This is a genomic window from Elioraea tepida, assembly GCF_019203965.1.
Taxonomy (GTDB): Bacteria; Pseudomonadota; Alphaproteobacteria; order Acetobacterales; family Acetobacteraceae; genus Elioraea_A; species Elioraea_A tepida.
The window spans coordinates 2,529,475-2,552,310 of record NZ_CP076448.1 but is presented as its reverse complement, the minus strand read 5'-3'; the positions used below and the strand labels follow the sequence as shown (position 1 = coordinate 2,552,310).

General features: G+C 67.2%; 24 protein-coding genes and 2 tRNA genes. All 26 read right to left on the bottom strand.

What is annotated here, in order from left to right; all coding sequences use genetic code 11:
- Positions 1-8: 8 nt before the first annotated feature.
- Positions 9-299: a 30S ribosomal protein S17 gene (rpsQ, locus tag KO353_RS12190; protein ID WP_218284988.1), complete on the bottom strand. Its 291-nt coding sequence runs from the start codon at positions 297-299 to the stop codon at positions 9-11.
- Positions 300-312: 13 nt separating this feature from the next.
- On the bottom strand, positions 313-537 hold the full coding sequence (rpmC, locus tag KO353_RS12185) for a 50S ribosomal protein L29 (RefSeq protein ID WP_218284987.1): 225 nt from the start codon (positions 535-537) through the stop codon (positions 313-315).
- A 3-nt stretch (positions 538-540) separates the two neighbouring features.
- Positions 541-960 (bottom strand): 50S ribosomal protein L16, encoded by a 420-nt coding sequence (gene rplP, locus KO353_RS12180; RefSeq protein ID WP_218284986.1) that lies wholly within the window; start codon positions 958-960, stop codon positions 541-543.
- Between the two features lie 50 nt (positions 961-1,010).
- Positions 1,011-1,688 (bottom strand): 30S ribosomal protein S3, encoded by a 678-nt coding sequence (gene rpsC, locus KO353_RS12175; protein ID WP_218284985.1) that lies wholly within the window; start codon positions 1,686-1,688, stop codon positions 1,011-1,013.
- A gap of 1 nt (position 1,689) precedes the next feature.
- Entirely contained in the window at positions 1,690-2,097 is a 408-nt protein-coding gene (rplV, locus tag KO353_RS12170; protein WP_218284984.1) for a 50S ribosomal protein L22, read from the bottom strand.
- 1 nt (position 2,098) lies between these two features.
- A complete protein-coding gene (gene rpsS / locus KO353_RS12165) occupies positions 2,099-2,377 on the bottom strand; it encodes a 30S ribosomal protein S19 (protein WP_218284983.1) in 279 nt (92 codons plus the stop codon).
- Between the two features lie 4 nt (positions 2,378-2,381).
- Positions 2,382-3,215, bottom strand: a complete 834-nt coding sequence (rplB, locus tag KO353_RS12160) for a 50S ribosomal protein L2 (RefSeq protein WP_218284981.1) — start codon at positions 3,213-3,215, stop codon at positions 2,382-2,384.
- Positions 3,216-3,230: 15 nt separating this feature from the next.
- Positions 3,231-3,572, bottom strand: a complete 342-nt coding sequence (locus KO353_RS12155) for a 50S ribosomal protein L23 (RefSeq protein ID WP_218284980.1) — start codon at positions 3,570-3,572, stop codon at positions 3,231-3,233.
- The gene (rplD, locus tag KO353_RS12150) at positions 3,569-4,207 is read right to left on the bottom strand and encodes a 50S ribosomal protein L4 (RefSeq protein WP_218284978.1); all 639 of its coding nucleotides are present in this window, start codon (positions 4,205-4,207) and stop codon (positions 3,569-3,571) included. The genes KO353_RS12155 and rplD overlap by 4 nt, the downstream gene beginning before the upstream one ends.
- A gap of 13 nt (positions 4,208-4,220) precedes the next feature.
- Entirely contained in the window at positions 4,221-4,901 is a 681-nt protein-coding gene (gene rplC / locus KO353_RS12145; protein WP_218284977.1) for a 50S ribosomal protein L3, read from the bottom strand.
- 10 nt (positions 4,902-4,911) lie between these two features.
- On the bottom strand, positions 4,912-5,220 hold the full coding sequence (rpsJ, locus tag KO353_RS12140) for a 30S ribosomal protein S10 (RefSeq protein ID WP_218284975.1): 309 nt from the start codon (positions 5,218-5,220) through the stop codon (positions 4,912-4,914).
- An 88-nt stretch (positions 5,221-5,308) separates the two neighbouring features.
- Entirely contained in the window at positions 5,309-6,499 is a 1,191-nt protein-coding gene (gene tuf / locus KO353_RS12135; RefSeq protein WP_218284964.1) for an elongation factor Tu, read from the bottom strand.
- Between the two features lie 72 nt (positions 6,500-6,571).
- Positions 6,572-7,045 (bottom strand): 30S ribosomal protein S7, encoded by a 474-nt coding sequence (rpsG, locus tag KO353_RS12130; RefSeq protein WP_218284974.1) that lies wholly within the window; start codon positions 7,043-7,045, stop codon positions 6,572-6,574.
- A gap of 17 nt (positions 7,046-7,062) precedes the next feature.
- Positions 7,063-7,434 (bottom strand): 30S ribosomal protein S12, encoded by a 372-nt coding sequence (rpsL, locus tag KO353_RS12125; protein WP_218284973.1) that lies wholly within the window; start codon positions 7,432-7,434, stop codon positions 7,063-7,065.
- Positions 7,435-7,774: 340 nt separating this feature from the next.
- Positions 7,775-11,941: a DNA-directed RNA polymerase subunit beta' gene (gene rpoC, locus KO353_RS12120; RefSeq protein ID WP_218284972.1), complete on the bottom strand. Its 4,167-nt coding sequence runs from the start codon at positions 11,939-11,941 to the stop codon at positions 7,775-7,777.
- 87 nt (positions 11,942-12,028) lie between these two features.
- Positions 12,029-16,201 (bottom strand): DNA-directed RNA polymerase subunit beta, encoded by a 4,173-nt coding sequence (rpoB, locus tag KO353_RS12115; RefSeq protein ID WP_235691843.1) that lies wholly within the window; start codon positions 16,199-16,201, stop codon positions 12,029-12,031.
- Between the two features lie 154 nt (positions 16,202-16,355).
- Positions 16,356-16,748, bottom strand: coding sequence for a 50S ribosomal protein L7/L12 (gene rplL, locus KO353_RS12110; RefSeq protein ID WP_218284970.1), 393 nt, complete (start codon positions 16,746-16,748; stop codon positions 16,356-16,358).
- 107 nt (positions 16,749-16,855) lie between these two features.
- Complete coding sequence (gene rplJ, locus KO353_RS12105) at positions 16,856-17,374, bottom strand: 50S ribosomal protein L10 (protein ID WP_218284969.1); 519 nt, start codon at positions 17,372-17,374, stop codon at positions 16,856-16,858.
- Between the two features lie 401 nt (positions 17,375-17,775).
- A complete protein-coding gene (gene rplA, locus KO353_RS12100; protein ID WP_218284968.1) occupies positions 17,776-18,507 on the bottom strand; it encodes a 50S ribosomal protein L1 in 732 nt (243 codons plus the stop codon).
- Positions 18,508-18,510: 3 nt separating this feature from the next.
- On the bottom strand, positions 18,511-18,945 hold the full coding sequence (rplK, locus tag KO353_RS12095; RefSeq protein ID WP_218284967.1) for a 50S ribosomal protein L11: 435 nt from the start codon (positions 18,943-18,945) through the stop codon (positions 18,511-18,513).
- A gap of 220 nt (positions 18,946-19,165) precedes the next feature.
- Positions 19,166-20,068: a metallophosphoesterase gene (locus KO353_RS12090; RefSeq protein ID WP_218284966.1), complete on the bottom strand. Its 903-nt coding sequence runs from the start codon at positions 20,066-20,068 to the stop codon at positions 19,166-19,168.
- 40 nt (positions 20,069-20,108) lie between these two features.
- On the bottom strand, positions 20,109-20,702 hold the full coding sequence (gene nusG / locus KO353_RS12085; protein WP_235691842.1) for a transcription termination/antitermination protein NusG: 594 nt from the start codon (positions 20,700-20,702) through the stop codon (positions 20,109-20,111).
- 25 nt (positions 20,703-20,727) lie between these two features.
- The gene (secE, locus tag KO353_RS12080) at positions 20,728-20,925 is read right to left on the bottom strand and encodes a preprotein translocase subunit SecE (protein ID WP_218284965.1); all 198 of its coding nucleotides are present in this window, start codon (positions 20,923-20,925) and stop codon (positions 20,728-20,730) included.
- Positions 20,926-21,012: 87 nt separating this feature from the next.
- Positions 21,013-21,089, bottom strand: a tRNA-Trp gene (locus tag KO353_RS12075).
- A 383-nt stretch (positions 21,090-21,472) separates the two neighbouring features.
- Positions 21,473-22,663: an elongation factor Tu gene (gene tuf / locus KO353_RS12070; RefSeq protein ID WP_218284964.1), complete on the bottom strand. Its 1,191-nt coding sequence runs from the start codon at positions 22,661-22,663 to the stop codon at positions 21,473-21,475.
- 75 nt (positions 22,664-22,738) lie between these two features.
- Positions 22,739-22,812 (bottom strand) — tRNA-Gly (locus KO353_RS12065).
- Positions 22,813-22,836: the final 24 nt, after the last annotated feature.

The window sequence follows — 22,836 nt, the reverse complement described above, 5'->3', positions numbered from 1 at the left end:
CCTGCTCCTCACGCCCCGGCGCGCGACGGCGTCGCGGCCGCGCCCACCGCGCGCGCAACTGCCTCGCCGTTCCGAGAGATCACCTGCCACGTCTTACGCTTCGAGATCGGCCGGCACTCCTCGATGCGCACGATGTCCCCCTCCTTGCAGAGGTTCGCCTCGTCATGCGCGGCGTACCTCTTCGAGCGGCGAATGAACTTCTTGTAGATCGGGTGCATCACGCGACGCTCGACAAGCACCGTCACGGTCTTGTCCATTTTGTCGCTCACCACGCGGCCGGTCAGAACCCGCTTCGGCATCGCCCTCGCTCCCTCAACCGCCCGCACCGGCCGCGGCCCGGCCGCCGGCGCGCTTCTCCGCACCGAGCAGCATTTTGATCCGCGCGATGTCACGACGCACCGCACGGATCCGTCCCGTTGCCTCGAGCTGCCCGGTCGCCCGCTGGAAGCGCAGGTTGAACTGCTCCTTGCGCAACGCGAGCAGCATCTCCCGCAATTCGTCAGCCGATTTCGCCCGCAGTTCCGCGATCTTGGTCATGGCTCAGCCCTCGAGACCGATCCGCGAGACGACCTTGGTGCGGATCGGCAGCTTGGCGGCGGCAAGCGCGAGTGCCTGGCGCGCCACCTCGCCCGACACCCCGTCGAGCTCGAACATGATCCGCCCCGGCTTCACCCGGCAGATCCAGAACTCCGGGCTGCCCTTGCCCGAGCCCATCCGCACCTCGGCAGGCTTCTTCGACACCGGAACATCCGGGAAGATCCGGATCCAGACGCGCCCCTGGCGCTTCATCTGGCGCGTGAGCGCGCGGCGCGCGGCCTCGATCTGCCGCGCCGTCACCCGCTCAGGCTCGAGCGCCTTCAGTCCGTAGCTGCCGAAGTTCAGCTTGGTGCCGCCCTTCGCCTCGCCCCGGATCCGCCCCTTGTGGGCCTTGCGCCACTTCGTCTTCTTCGGCTGAAGCATCGTTCCCGCTCCGGGGCGCCGTTGCCGGCAGCCCCCGTCCCTTCACCTGATCAGCGCTGCGGCGCCTGCTCGGCCGCGCGCTTGTCCACGGCCATCGGGTCGTGGGCCATGATCTCGCCCTTGAACACCCAGACCTTGACGCCGCAGGTGCCGTAGGTCGTCTTCGCCGTCGCCTGGCCGAAATCGATGTCGGCGCGCAAGGTGTGCAGCGGCACCCGCCCCTCGCGATACCACTCGACGCGCGCGATCTCCGCCCCGCCCAGCCGGCCGGAGCAGTTGATCCGGATTCCCTGGGCGCCGAGCCGCATCGCCGACTGCACCGCGCGCTTCATCGCGCGGCGGAAGCTCACGCGGCGCTCGAGCTGCTGGGCGATGTTCTCGGCTACGAGAACGGCCTCGATCTCGGGCTTGCGGATCTCAACGATGTTGAGGTGCACCTCTGACCCCGTGAGCTTCGCGAGATCTGCCCGGAGCTTCTCAATGTCCTGCCCCTTCTTGCCGATGATCACGCCCGGCCGGGCGGCATAGATCGTCACGCGCGCCTTCTTGGCCGGCCGCTCGATAACCACGCGCGCCACGCCGGCTTGCGCCAGCTTCTCGCGCAGAACCTTGCGCAGCTTCAGGTCCTCATGCAGCAGCGCGGCGTAGCTCTTGTCGGCGAACCAGCGGCTGTCCCAGGTGCGGTTGATGCCAAGCCGCATCCCGACGGGATTGACCTTCTGCCCCATCTCAGCGGGCCCCCTGCTCAGCGCGCGCGTCACCGCCCTGGGGACGCTCGCGGACGATAATGGTGAGGTGGCTGAACCACTTCTCGACGCGCGCCGCACGGCCGCGTGCGCGGGCGTGGAACCGCTTCATCACCACGCTCCGGCCCACCGTGGCCTCGCGCACGACGAGGCGGTCGACATCGAGGCTGTGGTTGTTCTCGGCGTTGGCGATCGCGCTGTCGAGCACCTTGCGCACCAGCTTCGCAATCCGACGCTTCGAGAAGGTGAGTGCGGCGCGTGCCTCCGCCGCCGGCAGGCCGCGGATCATCTCGGCCACAAGGTTCAGCTTGCGCGGGCTGACGCGGATGTTGCGCGCAACCGCTTGCGCCTCGGTCTCGGACAGCCGGCGCGGCATCGACTGCTTGCCCATCTCAGCCCCGCTTCGCCTTCTTGTCGGCCGCGTGCGAGGTGAAGGTCCGCGTCGGCGCGAACTCGCCGAGCTTGTGGCCGACCATGTTCTCGGTCACCTGCACCGGGATGAACTTGTGGCCGTTGTAGACGCCGAAAGTCAGCCCGACGAACTGGGGCAGGATGGTCGAACGGCGCGACCACGTCTTGATGATCTCGTTCCGCCCCGAGCTTCGAGCGGCCTCGGCCTTGGTGAGCAGGTAGCCGTCCACGAACGGCCCTTTCCAGACGCTGCGAGCCATCGCCTCAGCCCTTCGTCGCGTTGCGCCGGCGGATGATCAGCCGGTCGGTCCGCTTGTTGTGCCGTGTCTTCGCCCCCTTGGTCGGCTTGCCCCAAGGGGTGACAGGATGGCGGCCGCCCGAGGTCCGGCCCTCGCCGCCGCCATGCGGATGGTCGATCGGGTTCATCGCCACGCCGCGATTGTGCGGCCGCCGCCCGAGCCAGCGCTTCCGGCCAGCCTTGCCGATCTGGATATTGCTGTTGTCCGGATTCGACACCGCACCGACCGTCGCCATGCACTCAGCCCGGACCACGCGAAGCTCCCCGGAGGAGAGCTTGATCTGCGCATAGCCGGCGTCCTTGCCGACGAGCTGAGCGTAGGTGCCGGCCGCGCGCGCGAGCTTGCCGCCCGCGCCGGGCTTCATCTCGATGTTGTGGATGATCGTGCCGACCGGGATCGCCGCCATCGGCATCGCATTGCCCGGCTTGATGTCGACCTTCTGGCCGGACACCACCGTGTCGCCCGCGCGAAGCCGCTGCGGCGCGAGGATATAGGAGAGCTCCCCGTCGGCGTACTTGATCAGCGCGATCCAGCCGCTGCGGTTCGGGTCGTACTCGAGCCGCTCGACGGTTGCGGGAACGTCGAACTTGCGACGCTTGAAGTCGACCAGGCGGTAGCGACGCTTGTGCCCGCCGCCACGGAACCGCACCGTGATGTGGCCGTGATGATTGCGCCCGCCGGTGCTCACCTTGCCCTCGGTGAGCGCCTTGATGGGCTTGCCCTTCCACAACTCCGAACGGTCGACCAGCACCGTGCCGCGCAGGCTCGGCGTCACCGGCTTGAAGGTCTTGAGCGCCATCTTCCCGCTCCCCGCTCAGCTGAGCCCGGTCGTCAGGTCGATCGAGAAGCCCGGCGCGAGGCGGACCATCGCCTTCTTCACGTCCGGCCGCCGGCCGACCCGCCCCCGGAACCGCTTCGTCTTGCCCTTGGCGATCAGCGTCTGCACGCCCGCGACCTTGACCCCGAACAGCCCCTCGACCGCCTGCCGGATCTCTGGCTTGGTGGCGGCAAGCGGCACGCGGAACACCACGATGTTGGCGCCCGACATCGCGGTCGCCTTCTCGGTAATCACCGGGCTCTGGATGATCTCGTACATTCGTTCCCGCGGGATTGGCGGAAGCCGACCCGCCGCCCGCTGCTTCGACCGCGCGCTCATGCCGCCTTCTCCTCGACGCGGAGGCGCTTCTTCAGCGTCTCGATCCCGGCCGTCGTCACCGCAAGCACGTCATGCCGGAGGATGTCGTACACGTTCGCGCCGATCGTCGGCAGAACGTCAAGGCCGGGGATGTTCCGCGCGGCGCGCAGGAAGCGCTCGTCCACGGCCGCACCGTCGATCACGAGCGCCGACCGCCAGCCAAGGGCCTCGACCTTCCGCCGAAGCGCCGCCGTCTTGCCGTCTTCGCTGGTCGCAGCGTCGAGCACGACAAGCTTGCCCTCGGCACGCTTCTGCGAGAGAGCGGAGATCAGGCCGAGCCGCCGCACCTTCTTCGGCAATTCGTAGCCATGGTCGCGCACGACCGGCCCGTGCACCACGCCGCCACCGCGGAACTGAGGGCTGCGCAGCGACCCCTGGCGCGCCCGGCCGGTGCCCTTCTGGCGGTAGGGCTTCTTGGTCGTGCCGGAGACCTCACCCATCCCCTTGACCTTGTGGGTTCCGGCTCGGCGCTTGGCGAGCTGCCAGTGCACCACTCGCGCCATGATGTCGGCTCGCGGCACGGCACCGAACAGCGCGTCGGGAAGCTCGATCTCGCCGACCTTCTCGTTGGCGAGCGTGATCACGTCCTGCCTCATCGTTGCGCTCATCTCAGCTCCCCGCCTTCACCGCGGCAGGCAGAGGTGCAGCCTCCGGCCGCGGCACCTTCACGGCATCGCGCACGAGCACATAAGAGCCTTTCGCGCCAGGCACCGCCCCCTTCACCAGCAGGAGGTTGCGCGCTGCGTCGACGGCCGCCACCTCGAGGTTCTGCGTGGTGACCCGCTCGACGCCGAGATGCCCGGCCATCTTCTTGTTCTTGAACACCTTGCCGGGGTCCTGCCGGTTGCCGGTCGAGCCGTGGCTGCGATGGCTGATCGACACGCCATGCGAGGCTTCGAGGCCGCGGAAGTTCCACCGCTTCATCGCGCCGGCGAACCCCTTGCCCTTGGTGGTGCCGGTGACATCCACCTTCTGCCCCAGCACGAAATGCTCGGCGCTCAGAACCGCCCCGATCGGGGGCAGAGCGTCGGCAGAGACGCGGAACTCCACGAGCTTCGCCTTCGGTTCAACCTTTGCCTTCGCGAAATGCCCCCGCTCCGCCTTCGAGACGTTCTTCGGCTTGCGCCGCCCGATGCCGAGCTGCACGGCCGTGTAGCCGTCCTTCTCCGCCGTGCGGTGGGCGACCACCTGAACCTCGTCGAGCTGGAGCACGGTGACGGGGACATGCGTCCCGTCCTCTCCGAACAGCCGGGTCATGCCCAGCTTGCGTGCGATCACGCCTGTGCGCATCACCCCGACCTCAGAGCTTGATCTCGACATCGACGCCGGCGGCAAGGTCGAGCTTCATCAGCGCGTCGACCGTCTGCGGGGTCGGATCGACGATGTCGAGAAGCCGACGATGGGTGCGGATCTCGAACTGCTCGCGCGACTTCTTGTCCACGTGCGGCGAGCGGTTCACGGTGAAACGCTCGATCCGCGTCGGCAGCGGGATCGGCCCCCGCACCTGCGCCCCCGTCCGTTTCGCCGTGTTGACGATCTCCCGCGTGCTGTTGTCGAGCACGCGGTGATCATACGCCTTCAGACGGATGCGGATGTTCTGGCTGTCCATCGTCACCCTCTCTCGCTCGCACCGGCGGCCGCTCTCTCGTTGTGCCGCAGGCGCTTGCGACGTTCCCTTGCGCCCAGCCTGCCCCCTCTTACTGGAGGATTTTGGTGACGACGCCTGCGCCGACGGTTCTTCCGCCTTCGCGGATGGCGAAGCGGAGGCCTTCGTCCATGGCGATCGGGGCGATCAGCGACACCTCCATCCGGACATTGTCGCCGGGCATCACCATCTCGGTGCCCTCGGGCAGGGTGACGACGCCGGTGACGTCGGTGGTGCGGAAGTAGAACTGCGGCCGGTAGTTGGAGAAGAACGGCGTGTGCCGACCCCCCTCCTCCTTGGTCAGGATGTAGGCCTCGGCCAGGAACTTGGTGTGCGGCGTGATCGACCCAGGCGCCGCCAGAACCTGGCCGCGCTCCACCTCCTCGCGCTTGGTGCCGCGCAGCAGCGCCCCGATATTGTCCCCCGCCTCGCCGCTGTCGAGCAGCTTGCGGAACATCTCCACACCCGTCACCGTCGTCTTCACCGTCGGACGAAGCCCGACGATCTCCACCTCGTCCCCGACCTTGATGACGCCCCGCTCGACACGCCCCGTCACCACCGTGCCGCGGCCGGAGATCGAGAACACGTCCTCGATCGGCATCAGGAACGGACGGTCCTTCGCACGCTCAGGCTGCGGAATATACGTGTCCACCGCATCCATCAGCTTCAGGATCGCCTGCTCCCCAATCTCGGGGTTGCGGTCCTCAAGCGCGCACAGAGCAGACCCACGGATCACAGGAATGTCGTCCCCAGGGAACTGATAGCTCTTCAAAAGCTCCCGAACCTCAAGCTCCACAAGATCCAGAAGCTCCGGATCGTCCACCATGTCCACCTTGTTCATGAACACCACAAGCGCAGGAACCCCAACCTGACGCGCCAACAGAATATGCTCACGCGTCTGAGGCATCGGACCATCCGCCGCAGACACAACAAGGATCGCCCCGTCCATCTGCGCAGCACCAGTAATCATGTTCTTCACATAGTCAGCATGACCAGGACAATCCACATGCGCATAGTGCCGCTTCGCAGTCTCATACTCCACATGCGCCGTCGAAATCGTAATCCCACGCGCACGCTCCTCAGGCGCCTTGTCAATCTGATCATACGCCATATACGTCGCTCCACCACTCTTCGCCAAAACCTTCGTAATCGCCGCAGTCAACGACGTCTTCCCATGATCCACATGACCAATCGTCCCAATGTTGCAGTGCGGCTTCGTCCGCTCAAACTTCGCCTTCGCCATGGTCGTTCTCCGTAGGGCGTCTGGTCAGGGCCAGGTCGTGTTCCGGGTTGCGTGGTCAGAAGGTGAGTGCGCTCACCAGCGGTAGTGCGAGAAGGCCCGGTTGGCCTCGGCCATCCGATGGGTGTCCTCGCGCTTCTTCACGGCGGCGCCGCGATTGTTCGCCGCATCGAGCAGCTCGTTCGAGAGCCGGTCACGCATCGTGTGCTCGCTACGCTTGCGCGAGGCCTCGATCAGCCAGCGTATCGCCAGCGTCTGGCGACGTTCGGCGCGCACTTCGACTGGCACCTGGTAGGTCGCGCCACCGACGCGGCGGGACCGCACCTCCACTGCCGGCTTCACGTTCTCGATCGCCTCGTGGAACACGCGCAGCGGATCGGCGTTCGGGATCCGGCGCTTCACCACATCAAGCGCGCCATACACGATTGCCTCCGCGACCGACTTCTTGCCGTCGTACATCAGCGCGTTCATGAACTTCGAGAGCACGACGTCGCCATACTTCGGATCGGGCAGGATTTCGCGCTTCTCGGCGCGGTGGCGGCGGGACATGGCTCACCTCCTCCCGGTCACTTCGGCCGCTTGGCGCCGTAGAGCGAGCGGCGCTGGCGACGCTTTGCGATCCCTTGCGTGTCGAGCACGCCACGCAGGATGTGGTAGCGCACGCCGGGAAGGTCTTTGACCCGGCCGCCGCGGATCATCACCACCGAGTGTTCCTGCAGGTTGTGCCCCTCTCCGGGGATGTACGACACGACCTCGTAGCCATTCGTCAGCCGAACCTTCGCCACTTTGCGCAGCGCCGAATTCGGCTTCTTGGGCGTGGTCGTGTAGACGCGCGTGCACACGCCGCGCTTCTGCGGGCAGCCCTGAAGCGCCGGCACCTTGTTCCGCTTGCGCTTGTCCTGGCGCTCCTTGCGGATCAGCTGGCTGATCGTCGGCATACACACCCTCTCGGCTCGCCGCCCGCCTCCCCGGCAGCGGCTTACGATCCCACACCACACACCGAAGCGGGCAACGACCTGCCGGCCGCCGCCCGCTGGCTCAACCCGTCTCCGACCTCAGCCACCCGCTCGGACGAGGGGGGCGGCACCGGAGCCGAATCATGTCCAAACCATCTCGCCCGCACCGCGCCCGCGGGCCGGATCGAGGGCGCGGAACCTACGAAGGGGTCATCTCCCTGTCAAGCATCGCCCCACGCCCTAACGGCCAGGGTATGCGGGCCGGAATGGCTGCACCGTCTGCCGTGCATGGCATACGCCGCCCGGCCCGGAGCGGCGGCGCCTATTCGGCCGCGACCGCGCCGGCATCCGGCAGTTGCGGCGCACCACCCTGCACCCTGCCACGGTCCTTCTGCGCCGCAAGCGCCTTGAGACGCATCATCACGTTGCCCGTGCCCGCCGGGATCAGCCGCCCGACGATCACGTTTTCCTTCAGCCCGGCGAGGGGATCCACCTTGCCCGCCACCGCCGCCTCAGTGAGCACCCGCGTGGTCTCCTGGAAGGACGCGGCCGAGATGAAGCTGTGCGTCTGCAGCGATGCCTTGGTGATCCCCTGCAGGACGGGGAAGGCGGTCGCGGGACGCTCGCCCTCCGCCAGCCGCTTCTCGTTCTCAGCCTCGAAGTCGACGCGATCCACCTGTTCCCCCACCAGGAACGTGGTGTCGCCGGGGTCCTGGATCTCGACCTTCTGCAGCATCTGGCGAACGATCACCTCGATGTGCTTGTCGTTGATCTTCACGCCCTGCAGGCGATAGACATCCTGGATTTCGTTGACGAGATAATCCGCGAGCGCCTCGACCCCGAGCACCTTGAGGATGTCGTGCGGCACGCGGGGGCCGTCGACCAGCGGGTCACCGATCCGCACATAGTCCCCTTCCTGCACGGAGACGTGCTTGCCCTTCGGGATGAGATACTCGCGCTCCTCGCCGGTCTCGTCGTTCTTCACGACGATCCGCCGCTTCGCCTTGTAGTCCTTGCCGAACTCCACCCGGCCGTCGATCTCGCTGATGATCGCATGGTCCTTCGGCCGGCGCGCCTCGAACAGCTCCGCAACGCGCGGCAAGCCGCCGGTGATGTCACGCGTCTTCGAGCTCTCGCGCGGGATGCGCGCGAGCACGTCGCCCGCATTCACCCGCGCGCCATTGTCGACCGAGAGGACCGAATCGACCGAGAGGAAGTAGCGCGCCTCCGTGCCGTTCGGCAGCTTGACGAGCTCGCCCTTCTCGTCGCGAAGCACGATGCGCGGGCGCAGATCCGCCCCCTTCGCTTGCTGCTTCCAGTCGACCACCACCTTGCTCGAGAGACCGGTTGCCTCGTCGACACGCTCGACCACCGTCACGCCCTCGATCAGATCGACATAGTCGACGATGCCTGAGCGCTCGGTGATCACGGGCAGCGTGTAGGGGTCCCACTCGGCGAGCTTCTGGCCGCGCGCGACCTGCGCCCCCTCGTCGGCGAGCAGCCGCGCACCGTAGGGCACACGGTAGCGGGCGCGTTCCCGACGCTGGTCGTCGAGCAGGAGAAGCTCGCAGTTGCGGCTCATCACAATGGGCGTGCCTTGAGAGTTCAGCACGACGTTTCGATTCTTTACCGCAACGATACCGTCCGTCGCTGCCTCGACCTGGCTCTGCTCGGCGCCGCGCTGGGCGGCGCCGCCGATGTGGAAGGTGCGCATCGTGAGCTGCGTTCCCGGCTCGCCGATCGACTGCGCGGCGATCACGCCGACCGCCTCGCCGACATTCACCGGCGTGCCGCGCGCGAGGTCGCGGCCGTAGCACTTCGCGCAGATGCCGACCCGCGTCTCGCAGGTAAGCACCGAGCGGATGTAGACGCTGTCCACACCGGCCTGCTCGATGGCATCCGCCTCCGCCTCGCCGATCAGGGCGTTGCGCGGAACGATCACCGCGCCGGTGATCGGGTCCTGCACGTCCCGGGCCGCGGTCCGCCCGAGGATCCGCTCCGACAGAGACGAGACGACCTCCCCACCGTCGAGCACCGGGCGCACCGTGATCCCCTTCTCGGTGCCGCAATCCTCCTCGACGACGATGCAGTCCTGCGCGACGTCGACGAGGCGGCGCGTGAGATAGCCCGAGTTGGCGGTCTTGAGCGCCGTGTCGGCGAGGCCCTTGCGCGCCCCGTGCGTCGAGTTGAAGTACTCGAGCACGGTGAGCCCCTCCTTGAAGTTCGACAGGATCGGCGTCTCGATGATCTCGCCCGAGGGCTTGGCCATCAGCCCGCGCATGCCGGCGAGCTGGCGCATCTGTGCGGGGCTGCCGCGCGCGCCGGAATGGCTCATCATCCAGACGCTGTTGATCGGCCGGCCCACCTCCTGCCGGCGGATCTCCTTCATCATCGCCTCGGCGACCTCCTCGGCGCAGCGCGTCCAGGCATCGACCACCTTGTTGTAGCGCTCGCCCCAGGTGATCAGCCCTTCCTGGTACTGGCTTTCGAATTCCTTCACCTCGGCGGCGGTCTTGGCGATCAGCGCCTGCTTCTCGGCCGGGATGATCAGGTCGTCCTTGCCGAAGCTGATGCCGGCGCGGGCGGCGTGCCGGAACCCAAGGCCCATCAGCCGGTCGGCGAAGATCACCGTCTCCTTCTGCCCGCAGTGGCGATAGACGGCGTCGATCACGTCCGAGATCGTCCGCTTCGTCAGCTGCCGGTTGACAAGGTCATAGGGCAGGTTCGGGTGCTTCGGCAGCAATGCGCCGATCATCATCCGCCCGGGCGTTGTCACCACGCGCATCGTCACTGTCTTGCCGTCGCGATCCACTGCCTCGCGGCGGGCACGGATCTTCGAGTGCAGCGTGATCGCCTTCGCCTCGAGCGCCTGCTCGATCTCGCCCATGCCGGTGAAGGCGGGGGCCTGGTCGTCGGCGACCGCCTTGAACTCGGGCGTCTCGAGCGAGAGGTAGTAGAGACCGAGCACGATGTCCTGGCTCGGCACGATGATCGGCTTGCCGTTGGCCGGGGAGAGGATGTTGTTCGTGCTCATCATCAGCACGCGCGCCTCGAGCTGCGCCTCGAGCGAGAGCGGCACGTGCACGGCCATCTGGTCGCCGTCGAAATCCGCGTTGAAGGCGGTGCAGACGAGCGGGTGGAGCTGGATCGCCTTGCCCTCAATCAGCACCGGCTCGAAAGCCTGGATGCCCAGGCGGTGCAGCGTCGGCGCGCGGTTGAGCAGCACCGGGTGCTCGCGGATCACCTCCTCGAGGATGTCCCACACCTCGGGACGCTCCTTCTCCACCATGCGCTTGGCCGCCTTGATGGTGGCGGCGAGGTTGTACTTCTCGAGCTTCGAGTAGATGAACGGCTTGAACAGCTCAAGCGCCATCTTCTTCGGCAGGCCGCACTGGTGCAGCTTGAGCTCCGGCCCCACCACGATCACCGACCGGCCGGAGTAGTCGACCCGCTTGCCAAGCAGGTTCTGGCGGAACCGCCCCTGCTTGCCCTTGAGCATGTCGGAGAGCGACTTCAGCGGCCGCTTGTTCGCCCCCGTGATCGGCCGGCCGCGGCGGCCGTTGTCGAACAGGGCATCGACCGCCTCCTGCAACATCCGCTTCTCATTGCGCACGATGATGTCGGGCGCGCGCAGCTCAATCAGGCGCTTCAGCCGGTTGTTGCGGTTGATCACGCGCCGGTAGAGGTCGTTGAGGTCGGAGGTCGCGAATCGGCCGCCATCGAGCGGCACGAGCGGCCTCAGCTCGGGCGGGATCACCGGCACGACGTCGAGGATCATCCACTCGGGCCGCGTGCCGCTCTCGAGAAAGGCCTCGATCAGCTTCAGCCGCTTGACGAGCTTCTTCCGCTTGGCCTCCGACGTCGTCTCCTTGAGCTCGAGCCGGAGCTTCGTCTTCTCGGCGTTGAGGTCGAGACCGGCGAGGATCTGCTTCAGCGCCTCCGCACCGATGCCGACCGAGAACGCATCCTCGCCGAACTCGTCCACCTTCGCCTGATACTGCTCCTCGGAGATCAGCTGGTAGAGCTTGAGGTCGGTCAGCCCCGGCTCGAGCACGACGTAGCTCTCGAAATAGAGGATCTTCTCGATGTCCTTCAGCGTCATGTCGATCATCAAGCCGATGCGCGAGGGCAACGACTTGAGGAACCAGATGTGCGCCACCGGCGAGGCGAGCTCGATGTGCCCCATTCGCTCGCGGCGCACCTTGGCGAGCGTGACCTCCACACCGCACTTCTCGCAGATGATTCCGCGGAACTTCATCCGCTTGTACTTGCCGCAAAGGCACTCGTAGTCTTTGATCGGTCCGAAGATGCGGGCGCAGAACAGCCCGTCGCGTTCGGGCTTGAACGTGCGGTAGTTGATCGTCTCCGGCTTCTTGATCTCGCCGTAGGACCACGAGCGGATCTGCTCGGGGCTCGCGATCGAGATCCGGATCTGGTCGAAGGTGAGCGTGCCGGGCTGCGCGCCCAGGATCTTCATCAGCTCGTTCATCGTCGTCCTCGCCTTGGCCGAAAGGGCACGGCACCGCGGGGAGGCCGCGCCGCTTCCGAAGGGATCGCCGTTACCTTGCCGCGCCGCTCATCCGCCGCGGTTCTCGAGCTCGACATTGAGCCCGAGCGACTTGAGCTCCTTCACAAGCACGTTGAAGCTTTCGGGGATGCCCGCCTCGAACGTGTCCTGGTCGCGCACGATCGCCTCGTAGACCTTGGTGCGGCCCGAGACGTCGTCCGACTTCACCGTCAGCATCTCCTGGAGCGTGTAGGCGGCCCCGTACGCCTCGAGCGCCCAGACCTCCATCTCGCCGAAGCGCTGGCCGCCGAACTGCGCCTTGCCGCCGAGCGGCTGCTGCGTCACGAGGCTGTAGGGCCCGATCGAGCGTGCGTGGATCTTGTCATCGACGAGGTGGTGCAGCTTGAGCATATAGATGTAGCCTACCGTCACCTTCCGCTCGAACGGCTCGCCCGTGCGGCCGTCGATCAGCGTCACTTGGCCGGAACGATCCAGCCCCGCCTTCTCGAGCATCGCCTCGATGTCGTCCATCCGCGCCCCGTCGAACACAGGCGTTGCGATCGGGACGCCCGGACGGAGGTTCTCGGCAAGCTCGACGAGCTCGGCATCGCTCATCCCCTCGATCATCTCGCGGTAGATGGTCTCGCCGTAGATGTCCCGGAGCTTCTCCCGAACCGGCGCGAGCGCGCCCGAGCTCCGAGCGGCGTCGAGCAGCTCGCCGATCTGCCGGCCGAGCCCCGCACAGGCCCAGCCGAGATGCGTCTCGAGAATCTGGCCGACATTCATGCGCGAGGGCACGCCGAGCGGGTTGAGCACGATGTCGACGGCCTCGCCGGTCTCGAGGAACGGCATGTCCTCGACCGGGACGACGCGGCTGACCACGCCCTTGTTGCCGTGGCGGCCGGCCATCTTGTCGCCGGGCTGGAGCTTGCGCTTCACCGCGACGAACACCTTGACCATCTTCATCACGCCCGGGGGAAGCTCGTCGCCCCGCTGCAACTTCTCGACCTTCGAGACGAACCGCGCCTCGAGCCGGCGTACAGCCTCGTCGAACTCGCGCTTCAGCTGCTCGATCTCGGCCATGGTAGCATCGTCGGCCACCGTGATGTTGCGCCATGCCCCGCGCGGGATTTCGGCGAGCACCGCTTCGGTGATCTCCGTCCCCGCCTTGATGCCCTTGTTGCCCGGGGCCGCCTTCTTCCCGATGAGCCGCTCGCGTACCCGGCCGAGGAATGACCGTTCCTGGATCGCCTTCTCGTCGTCACGGTCCTTCGCGAGACGCTCGATCTCCGCCCGCTCGATCGCGAGCGCGCGCTCGTCCTTGTCTACGCCGCGGCGCGAGAAGACGCGCACATCGACCACCGTGCCGGAGACACCGGGCGGCAGCCTCAGCGAGGTGTCGCGCACGTCCGAGGCCTTCTCGCCGAAGATCGCGCGCAGAAGCTTCTCCTCGGGCGTCATCGGGCTCTTGCCCTTCGGCGTTACCTTGCCGACCAAGATGTCGCCCGGCTTCACCTCCGCGCCGATATAGACGATGCCCGCCTCGTCGAGGTTCTTCAGCGCCTCCTCACCGACGTTCGGGATGTCGCGGGTGATCTCCTCCTGCCCGAGCTTGGTGTCGCGCGCCATCACCTCGAATTCCTCGATGTGGATCGAGGTGAACACGTCGTCGCGCACGATGCGCTCGGAGATCAGGATCGAGTCCTCGAAGTTGTAGCCGTTCCAGGGCATGAACGCGACCAGAACGTTCCGCCCCAGCGCCAGTTCGCCGAGCTGCGTCGACGGCCCATCGGCGATGATGTCTCCCGTGCGCACAACATCGCCCACCTTCACGAGCGGCCGCTGGTTGATGCAGGTGTTCTGGTTGGAGCGCTGGAACTTGCGCAGCCGGTAGATGTCGACGCCTTCGGTCGAGCCGTCCTCCCGCGTCGCGCGGACGACGATCCGCGCCCCGTCGATCTGGTCGACCACGCCGGCACGCCGGGCGATGATCGCCGCTCCGCTGTCGCGTGCGACGGGGGCCTCCATCCCTGTGCCGACGAGCGGCGCCTCGGCCTGGATCAGGGGCACCGCCTGACGCTGCATGTTCGAGCCCATCAACGCGCGGTTGGCGTCATCGTTCTCGAGGAACGGGATCAGCGCCGCGGCGACGGAGACGAGCTGCTTCGGCGAGACGTCGATTGCCGTCACCTGGTCCGCCGGAACGAGCGCATAGTCCCCGTTCTTGCGCACCGACACGAGCTCGTCGAGAAGCGTGCCATCCTCGGCGACGGTGGCGTTCGCCTGCGCGATCACCAGCCGCTCCTCCTCCATCGCCGAGAGGTAGCGCGGCTCGCCCACCACCTTGCCGTTCTTCACCATCCGGTAGGGCGTCTCGATGAAGCCGTATTTGTTGACTTGGGCGTAGGTCGCGAGCGAGTTGATCAGCCCGATGTTCGGCCCTTCCGGCGTCTCGATCGGGCAGATCCGGCCATAGTGCGTCGGATGCACGTCGCGCACCTCGAAACCAGCACGCTCGCGCGTCAGCCCGCCCGGGCCGAGGGCGGAGAGGCGGCGCTTGTGGGTGACCTCGGAGAGCGGGTTCGTCTGGTCCATGAACTGGCTGAGCTGCGAGGAACCGAAGAACTCGCGCACCGCCGCCGCCGCCGGCTTGGCGTTGATCAGGTCGTGCGGCATCACCGTGTCGATGTCGACCGAGCTCATCCGCTCGCGGATCGCACGCTCCATCCGCAACAGGCCGACGCGGTACTGGTTCTCCATCAGCTCGCCGACCGAGCGGACGCGACGGTTGCCGAGATTGTCGATGTCGTCGATCTGGCCCCGGCCGTCCTTCAGCTCGTGCAGCGTCTTGAGCACGGCGAGGATGTCGGCCTTGCGCAGCGTGCGCACCGTATCCGGCACCTCTTCGTTCGAGAAACCGAGGCGCATGTTCATCTTCACGCGGCCGACCGCCGAGAGGTCGTAGCGCTCGGGGTCGAAGAACAGGCCGCGGAACAGCGCCTCGGCCGTCTCGAGCGTCGGCGGCTCGCCTGGGCGCATCACACGGTAGATGTCGAGCAGCGCCTCGTCGCGGTTCTGGTTGCGGTCGATCGCGAGCGTGTTGCGAAGCCACGGCCCCGTGTTCTGGTCGATCGCGAGGGTCGGGAGCGTCTCCACCCCCGCCTCCTCGAGCGCGAGCAGCTTCGGCTCGGTGATCTCCTCGCCGGCCTCGAGGTAGATCTCGCCGGTCTCGAGGTTCACCATGTCCTCGGCGGCGAAACGGCCAACGATGTCGGCGCGGCCGACCAGAACCTCGGTCGTGCCGCCTTCGGCGATCTTCTTCAGCGCGCGCGGCGTGAGCTTGGTCCCGGCCGACGCCACCTCCTGCCCGGTCGCCGCATCGATCAGCGCCTCGGCGAGCTTGATGCCCCGGAAGGCTTCCGGATCGAAGGGGCGCGACCAGCCCTTCTGCCCCCGCGTGAACACGACACGACCGTAGATGGCCGAGAGGATCTCCTCGGCGTCCATGCCCCGAACCTCGCCCGGCTCGAGCGTCTCGCCGCGGGCCTCGCGCTCGGCCCGCAGCGCCTCGGTCGCCGCGCTGTCGAGGGCGTAGAGAAGGGTCGTCACCGGCAGCTTCCGGCGCCGGTCAATGCGCACGTAAATCAGGTCCTTTGCGTCGAACTCGAAATCGAGCCAGGAGCCGCGATAGGGAATGACGCGCGCGGCGAACAGGTATTTGCCCGAGGAGTGCGTCTTGCCCTTGTCGTGGTCGAAGAACACGCCGGGCGAACGATGCATCTGCGAGACGATCACGCGCTCGGTGCCGTTGATGATGAAGGTGCCGTTGTCCGTCATGAGCGGCATGTCGCCCATGTAGACATCCTGCTCCTTGATGTCGCGGATCGAGCGGGCGCCGGTGTCCTCATCGACGTCCCACACGATCAGCCGCAGGCGCACCTTGAGCGGCGCGGCGTAGGTCAGGCCGCGCTGCATGCACTCCTCGACGTCGTATTTCGGCTCCTCGAGCTCGTACTGGACGAACTCGAGGCGGCCGCGACCGGCAAAATCGTCAATCGGGAAAACGCTCTTGAACACCTCCTGCAGCCCGGTATGAGTGCGGGCGTCCGGTGAGGTGTGCATCTGCAGGAAGGCTTCGTAGGAGGCGCGCTGCACCTCGATCAGGTTCGGCATCGGCGCGACCTCGGGAATCCGCCCGAAGCTCTTGCGGATACGCTTGCGGCCAGTGAACGAGCCCTGCATCGAGACCCCCCGCATCAGCTGAGAGATGGCGACCCTGCCCGGCCAGGCTCGGCGCGGCCGGTTGCGCAAATACGGTCGGCCGGGCGGAGAAGGGTCGTCCCCGCCCGGTCGCCTGTCGCGGCCGAAGCCGCTTCCTGGAGGGAGCGCGCCGAAATCACTTGATCTCGACTGTCGCTCCGGCCTCCTCGAGGAGCTTCTTGATCTTCTCGGCCTCCTCCTTGCTGACGCCCGACTTCAGCTCCTTCGGCGCGCCCTCGACGAGATCCTTCGCCTCCTTCAGCCCAAGCCCCGTCACCGTGCGGACCTCCTTGATCACGTTGATCTTCTTGTCGCCCGCCTTGGCCAGGATCACGGTGAACTCGGTCTGGGCCTCCGCCGCCGGAGCCGCCGCAGCGGCCGCCGCCGCGGGCGCGCCAGCGACCGCTGCCACGGCCACCGGTGCGGCCGCCGACACACCCCACTTCTCCTCGAGCATCTTCGCAAGCTCGGCAGCCTCGAGCACGGTCAGGTTGGAGAGCTCGTCGACGAGCTTCGCAAGATCAGCCATCGCGTTTCGTCCTCTTCATCTCGGCCGTCCGGAGCGTTCCGGAAAGCCATCGGTTCCTGTCTCTGCCTCCGCCCGGCGAGGCTCGCCGGACGGCACGGGTCATCCCCTCAGGCTGCCTCGCCCTTCTTCGCGTAGGCCTGAAGCACCCGCGCCACCTGCCCCGCAGGAGCCTGCAGCACGCCCGCCAGGCGAGTTGCCGGGCTGACCAGAAGGCCGAGCAGCTTGGCCCGCAGCGCCTCGATCGAGGGCAGCTCGGCAAGCGCCTTGATGCCCTCGGCGTTCAACGTCTGCGCGCCCAGAGCGCCGCCCACGATCTCCAGCTTCTCGTTGGTCTTGGCGAACTCGACGGTGGTCTTCGCCGCGGCCACGGGGTCCTTCGCCCAGACGAGGGCGGTCGGGCCCTGAAGCAGCGGCGAGATGCCGTCGAACCGGGTGCCCTTGAGGGCGAGACGGGCAAGGCGGTTCTTGGCCACCTTGTAGGTCACCCCCGCCTCTCTCATCCGTCGGCGCAGCTCCGACACCTCCGCCACCGTCAGGCCCGCGTTGCGCGTGACGACGACGATCGACGTCTCGGCGAACACCGAGGCGAGAGAGGCGACAGCTTCCCTCTTCTCGAGTCGGTCCACGTCCCGTCTCCATCGCTGCGACCGCCCGCACATGCCCCGATGGCACGCCGGACCGGCCGCGTTCCCACCGACCACGACCCCGGCTGGACTGGCGACCCGCCTCGGCCCAACCGGACCCGCGGCCCGGTTCGCCTGTCCAGACGCAGAAGACCAGGAACCGGAAAACACACCCGCCTCCGGCCGGCAGACCGGCGCCGAGTGCCCGGACCCGTTCCCCTGTCTACCGCCTGCGGGGCTTCCCCCTTCAAGCCGGCCCTTTCACGAGGAGCGCGGCACATGCGGTCTCGGACAGGTGTGGAGGGAGGCGAAACCTGCCAACCCTCCGTCCTTGCCGAACCCGCCCTGAGGCGGATGCGGCAATCCTCACGCCTCGGCCCAAAGGGCTCCGGCGAAACCTCTCCTCAGCTCGTCAGCGACGCGACATCCACCTTCACGCCGGGACCCATCGTCGAGGACAATGACACCTTCTTCACGTACGTGCCCTTCGCCCCCGCCGGCTTCGCGCGCTGGATTGCCTCGATGAAGGCGCGCGCATTCTCGAGGATCTTCTCCTCCGGGAACGATGCCTTGCCGATCCCGGCGTGGACGATCCCGGCCTTCTCGGCACGGAACTCGACCTGGCCGGCCTTCGCCGCGGCAACCGCACCCTTCACGTCCATCGTCACCGTCCCGAGCTTCGGGTTCGGCATCAGGCCGCGCGGGCCGAGCACCTTACCGAGCCGGCCGACAAGCGCCATCATGTCGGGGGTGGCGATGCAGCGGTCGAAATCGACCTTGCCCGACTGCACCATCTCGGCGAGGTCCTCGGCGCCGACGATATCCGCCCCGGCCGCCTTCGCCTCCTCGGCCTTCGCACCCTTCGCGAACACCGCCACACGCAGGGTCTTGCCGGTGCCGTTCGGCAGGCTGAGCATGCCGCGCACCGTCTGGTCGGCGTGGCGCGGGTCGATCCCGAGATTCATCGAGATCTCGATCGTCTCGTCGAACTTGGCCGTGGCGTTGGCCTTGGCGATCCTAACGGCCTCGGCGAGCGGATAGGCCTTCGACCGATCAAACCCCTGGTAGAGGGCCCGAAGCCGCTTGCCGCGAGCGACGCGGCCCTGGGCCGCCGCCCTTCCCTTCGCGCTCGCCATCGCTTAGCCCTCCACGACCTCGAGGCCCATCGACCGAGCGGATCCTGCAAGCATCCGGATCGCCGCCTCCTCGTCGTAGCAGTTCATATCCTTCATCTTGATCTTCGCGATCTCGCGCAGTTGCGACCGCGTCACGCGGCCGACCCTCGGCCCCTTGCCGGCGGTCTGGCTGCCCTTCTCGATCTTGGCGGCCTTCAGCAGGAAGTAGGTGTTCGGGGGTGTCTTCGTGACAAAGGTGAAGGACCGATCCGCATAGGCCGTGATCACGACCGGGGTGGGCGTGCCGGGCTCAAGGCCCTGCGTCGCCGCGTTGAACTCCTTGCAGAACTGCATGATGTTGAGGCCGCGCTGGCCGAGCGCCGGCCCGACCGGAGGCGACGGGTTCGCCTTGCCCGCCGGAATCTGCAGCTTGATGTAGCCGACGATCTTTTTCGCCATAAGGTGCCAGCCCCTGGGTCCAGGGGGCCGCGGTCCAAGCGGGGCGCCCGCGCGCACCCTCCCGCGTCCCGTCATGTTTGCGAGGAGGCGGCGTATAGAGCGCGCGAGACCATCTGTCCAGCGCGAAAACGCCAACTCGGGGACGGGACGACCGGCCCGCACCCCTGGCATGCGGCGGAACCCGCCCGACCACAGGCCCGTCCAGCCCTGGGGACCCCCCTCAGGCGGACGTCACCTCGATCAGGGTGATTTCAGGCGGCACGCCGAGCCGGACAGGCAGAACCGAGAAGCCGAGCCCGCCCGAGACGACGAGATGCCGGCCGCGATCGCGGATATGTCCGTGCACGTAGCGTCCTGCCTGCGGCGCGTGCGCAACCGGCCCGCCGAGGCCGGGCAGTCGTACCTGCCCGCCATGGGTGTGGCCGGAGATCGTCAGGCCGACGCGGCCTGGCACGCGCCGGAACAGGTCAGGCTCGTGCGCCATCAGGATCACCGGCGACTCGTCGGTCACACGCGCGAGCGCACGGGGAAGGTCGTCAGCCCCGGCGTACCGGCCGCGTCCGAGCGGCCGCGCCATCGCGCTGTCCGTGCCGGCGAGCCAGAAGCGCTGGCCGCGATGAACCAGGGGCTCTGCCTCGTTCTCATAGACCCGCACACCGGCCGAGCGCAGAGCGGCCCGGATCGGCCCCGGACCTCCGGCCTCCCACCAATCGTGGTTGCCGAGGACAGCATGGGCTCCGAGCGGCGCCTCAAGCCGGGCAAGCTCCGCCGCCCAGGCCTCGTGCCGGCAGGTCGCAGGGCGGAGGCTTCTCAGCCCGGGCGCGAAGTCGCCGGGCAGCACGACGAGATCAGGCGCCAGCGCATTGGTTCGGGCGACGATATCGGCGACCCGTTGGGGGGGCATGAACGGCTCGCCGACATGCAGGTCGGCGAGAACGGCGATCCGCAAGGGCGGCCCCTGCCAGCTCTCGAGCGGCACGCGATACGGGACGACGGCGAGCCGGTAGGCAGGCTCGAGCCCGAACGCCTTCGATGCCCCGGCGAATAGCGACACGCCCGCGGCGGCAAGCCCGCGCATCAGGCGCCGCCGTGTCGGCAGCCGCACGGCAGACGCGTGCGCCATCTCCGAGCCCCCCTTGCCCCTTCCCGGCCCGATCTGGCCGTCAGACCTTCTCGACCTGACCGTACTCGAGCTCGACCGGGGTGGCGCGGCCGAAGATGGAGACCGACACCTTGACCCGCCCCTTCTCCTCGTCGACTTCCTCGACGACGCCGTTGAAGCTCGTAAAGGGGCCGTCGGCGACGCGGACCTGCTCGCCGACCTCGAACACCACCGAGGGTCGGGGCTTCTCCACCCCTTCCTGGACCGCCTTGACGATCCGCTCTGCCTCGGCGTCGCTGATCGGGCTCGGCCGCCCCTTGCCGCCGAGGAAGTTCGTCACCTTCGGCGTGTTCTTCACGAGATGCCAGGTGTCGTCGGTCATCTCCATCCGCACCAGAACATAGCCCGGGAAGAACTTCCGTTCGCCCGCGACCTTCTGTCCGCGGCGAAGCTCGACCACCTCCTCCATCGGCACGAGGATCTCGTCGAACTTGTCGGCAAGCCCCTTCTGTTCGGCCTGCTTGCGGATGTCCTGCGCGACCTTCTTCTCGAAGCCGGAGTAGACGTGGATGACGTACCAACGCTTGCGGCCGGCGGCGGACGGGGGCGCCACCGGACGGACGGGCGGCAGACCAGGATCCGTGCGGGTGCTCATGGGCGGTTCCTCCTGGCCTCGCGTCTCAGGCACCGAAACCGAAGATGGCGCGGACGCCGAAGCCGATGATCTGGTCGACGATGAAGAAGAAGGTGGCGGCGAGGATCGACAGCAGGACGACGAGCCCGGTGGTGATCAGCGTCTCCTTGCGCGACGGCCAGGTGACCTTCGCCACCTCCTGCCGTACCTGGCGCACGAACAGTGCCGGATCTGGTCGAGCCATCGTGCCCTTCTCCCAAGAATGCGGTGCCTGCCGAAGGCTCCCTTCCCCGGCGTGATGTCAGCCGCGCGCCGGCGCGGAAGGAGCGCGTGGCAGGGGTGGAGGGTCTCGAACCCCCAACCTCCGGTTTTGGAGACCGGCGCTCTAGCCAATTGAGCTACACCCCTCCGGCCCCCGCACGCCAGATGCGATCGCCCGGGGGCAAACGCAAGCGGCGGCACCGGCACCACACGCCGCTTTCCTGCCCGATCCGTCGGCGCACGACAAGGGTGCGGGCGCCCCCTCGCGCGTGTCGGCACCCCGCTGCACCCTGGCGCCCTCGGGCAAGGGCGGCCGACGGGGAGCCGCGGCTCTGAGAGCGCCCGAGCCGGCGTGCGCCCTCGCCCCGCGGACCCGTCCAGGCAGGCGCTGCAAGGACAGACGGGCAAGGCGTCGCGAGCCGAGCACCCTCTGGCGCACGGATCGGGAGGGATGGCCGGAACGAGAGGACCACCCTCCGAAGTGGAACGATGCCCCTCCTCCCGGCCTGCCCGACCCGATCGCCCCCCTCTTACTGGAGGATTTTGGTGACGACGCCTGCGCCGACGGTTCTTCCGCCTTCGCGGATGGCGAAGCGGAGGCCTTCGTCCATGGCGATCGGGGCGATCAGCGACACCTCCATCCGGACATTGTCGCCGGGCATCACCATCTCGGTGCCCTCGGGCAGGGTGACGACGCCGGTGACGTCGGTGGTGCGGAAGTAGAACTGCGGCCGGTAGTTGGAGAAGAACGGCGTGTGCCGACCCCCCTCCTCCTTGGTCAGGATGTAGGCCTCGGCCAGGAACTTGGTGTGCGGCGTGATCGACCCAGGCGCCGCCAGAACCTGGCCGCGCTCCACCTCCTCGCGCTTGGTGCCGCGCAGCAGCGCCCCGATGTTGTCCCCCGCCTCGCCGCTGTCGAGCAGCTTGCGGAACATCTCCACACCCGTCACCGTCGTCTTCACCGTCGGACGAAGCCCGACGATCTCCACCTCGTCCCCGACCTTGATGACGCCCCGCTCGACACGCCCCGTCACCACCGTGCCGCGGCCGGAGATCGAGAACACGTCCTCGATCGGCATCAGGAACGGACGGTCCTTCGCACGCTCAGGCTGCGGAATATACGTGTCCACCGCATCCATCAGCTTCAGGATCGCCTGCTCCCCAATCTCGGGGTTGCGGTCCTCAAGCGCGCACAGAGCAGACCCACGGATCACAGGAATGTCGTCCCCAGGGAACTGATAGCTCTTCAAAAGCTCCCGAACCTCAAGCTCCACAAGATCCAGAAGCTCCGGATCGTCCACCATGTCCACCTTGTTCATGAACACCACAAGCGCAGGAACCCCAACCTGACGCGCCAACAGAATATGCTCACGCGTCTGAGGCATCGGACCATCCGCCGCAGACACAACAAGGATCGCCCCGTCCATCTGCGCAGCACCAGTAATCATGTTCTTCACATAGTCAGCATGACCAGGACAATCCACATGCGCATAGTGCCGCTTCGCAGTCTCATACTCCACATGCGCCGTCGAAATCGTAATCCCACGCGCACGCTCCTCAGGCGCCTTGTCAATCTGATCATACGCCATATACGTCGCTCCACCACTCTTCGCCAAAACCTTCGTAATCGCCGCAGTCAACGACGTCTTCCCATGATCCACATGACCAATCGTCCCAATGTTGCAGTGCGGCTTCGTCCGCTCAAACTTCGCCTTCGCCATGGGTTGTCCTCGTCGCGCTCTGGGTTGTTGTTCGGAGGGTGAGGTGGGAGGGGGCGGTCAGGCCCGCGAACGGGCTGGAGCGGGTGACGGGAATCGAACCCGCACAACCAGCTTGGAAGGCTGGGGCTCTGCCATTGAGCTACACCCGCGCGCCGTCAGCGTGACCGTACCGT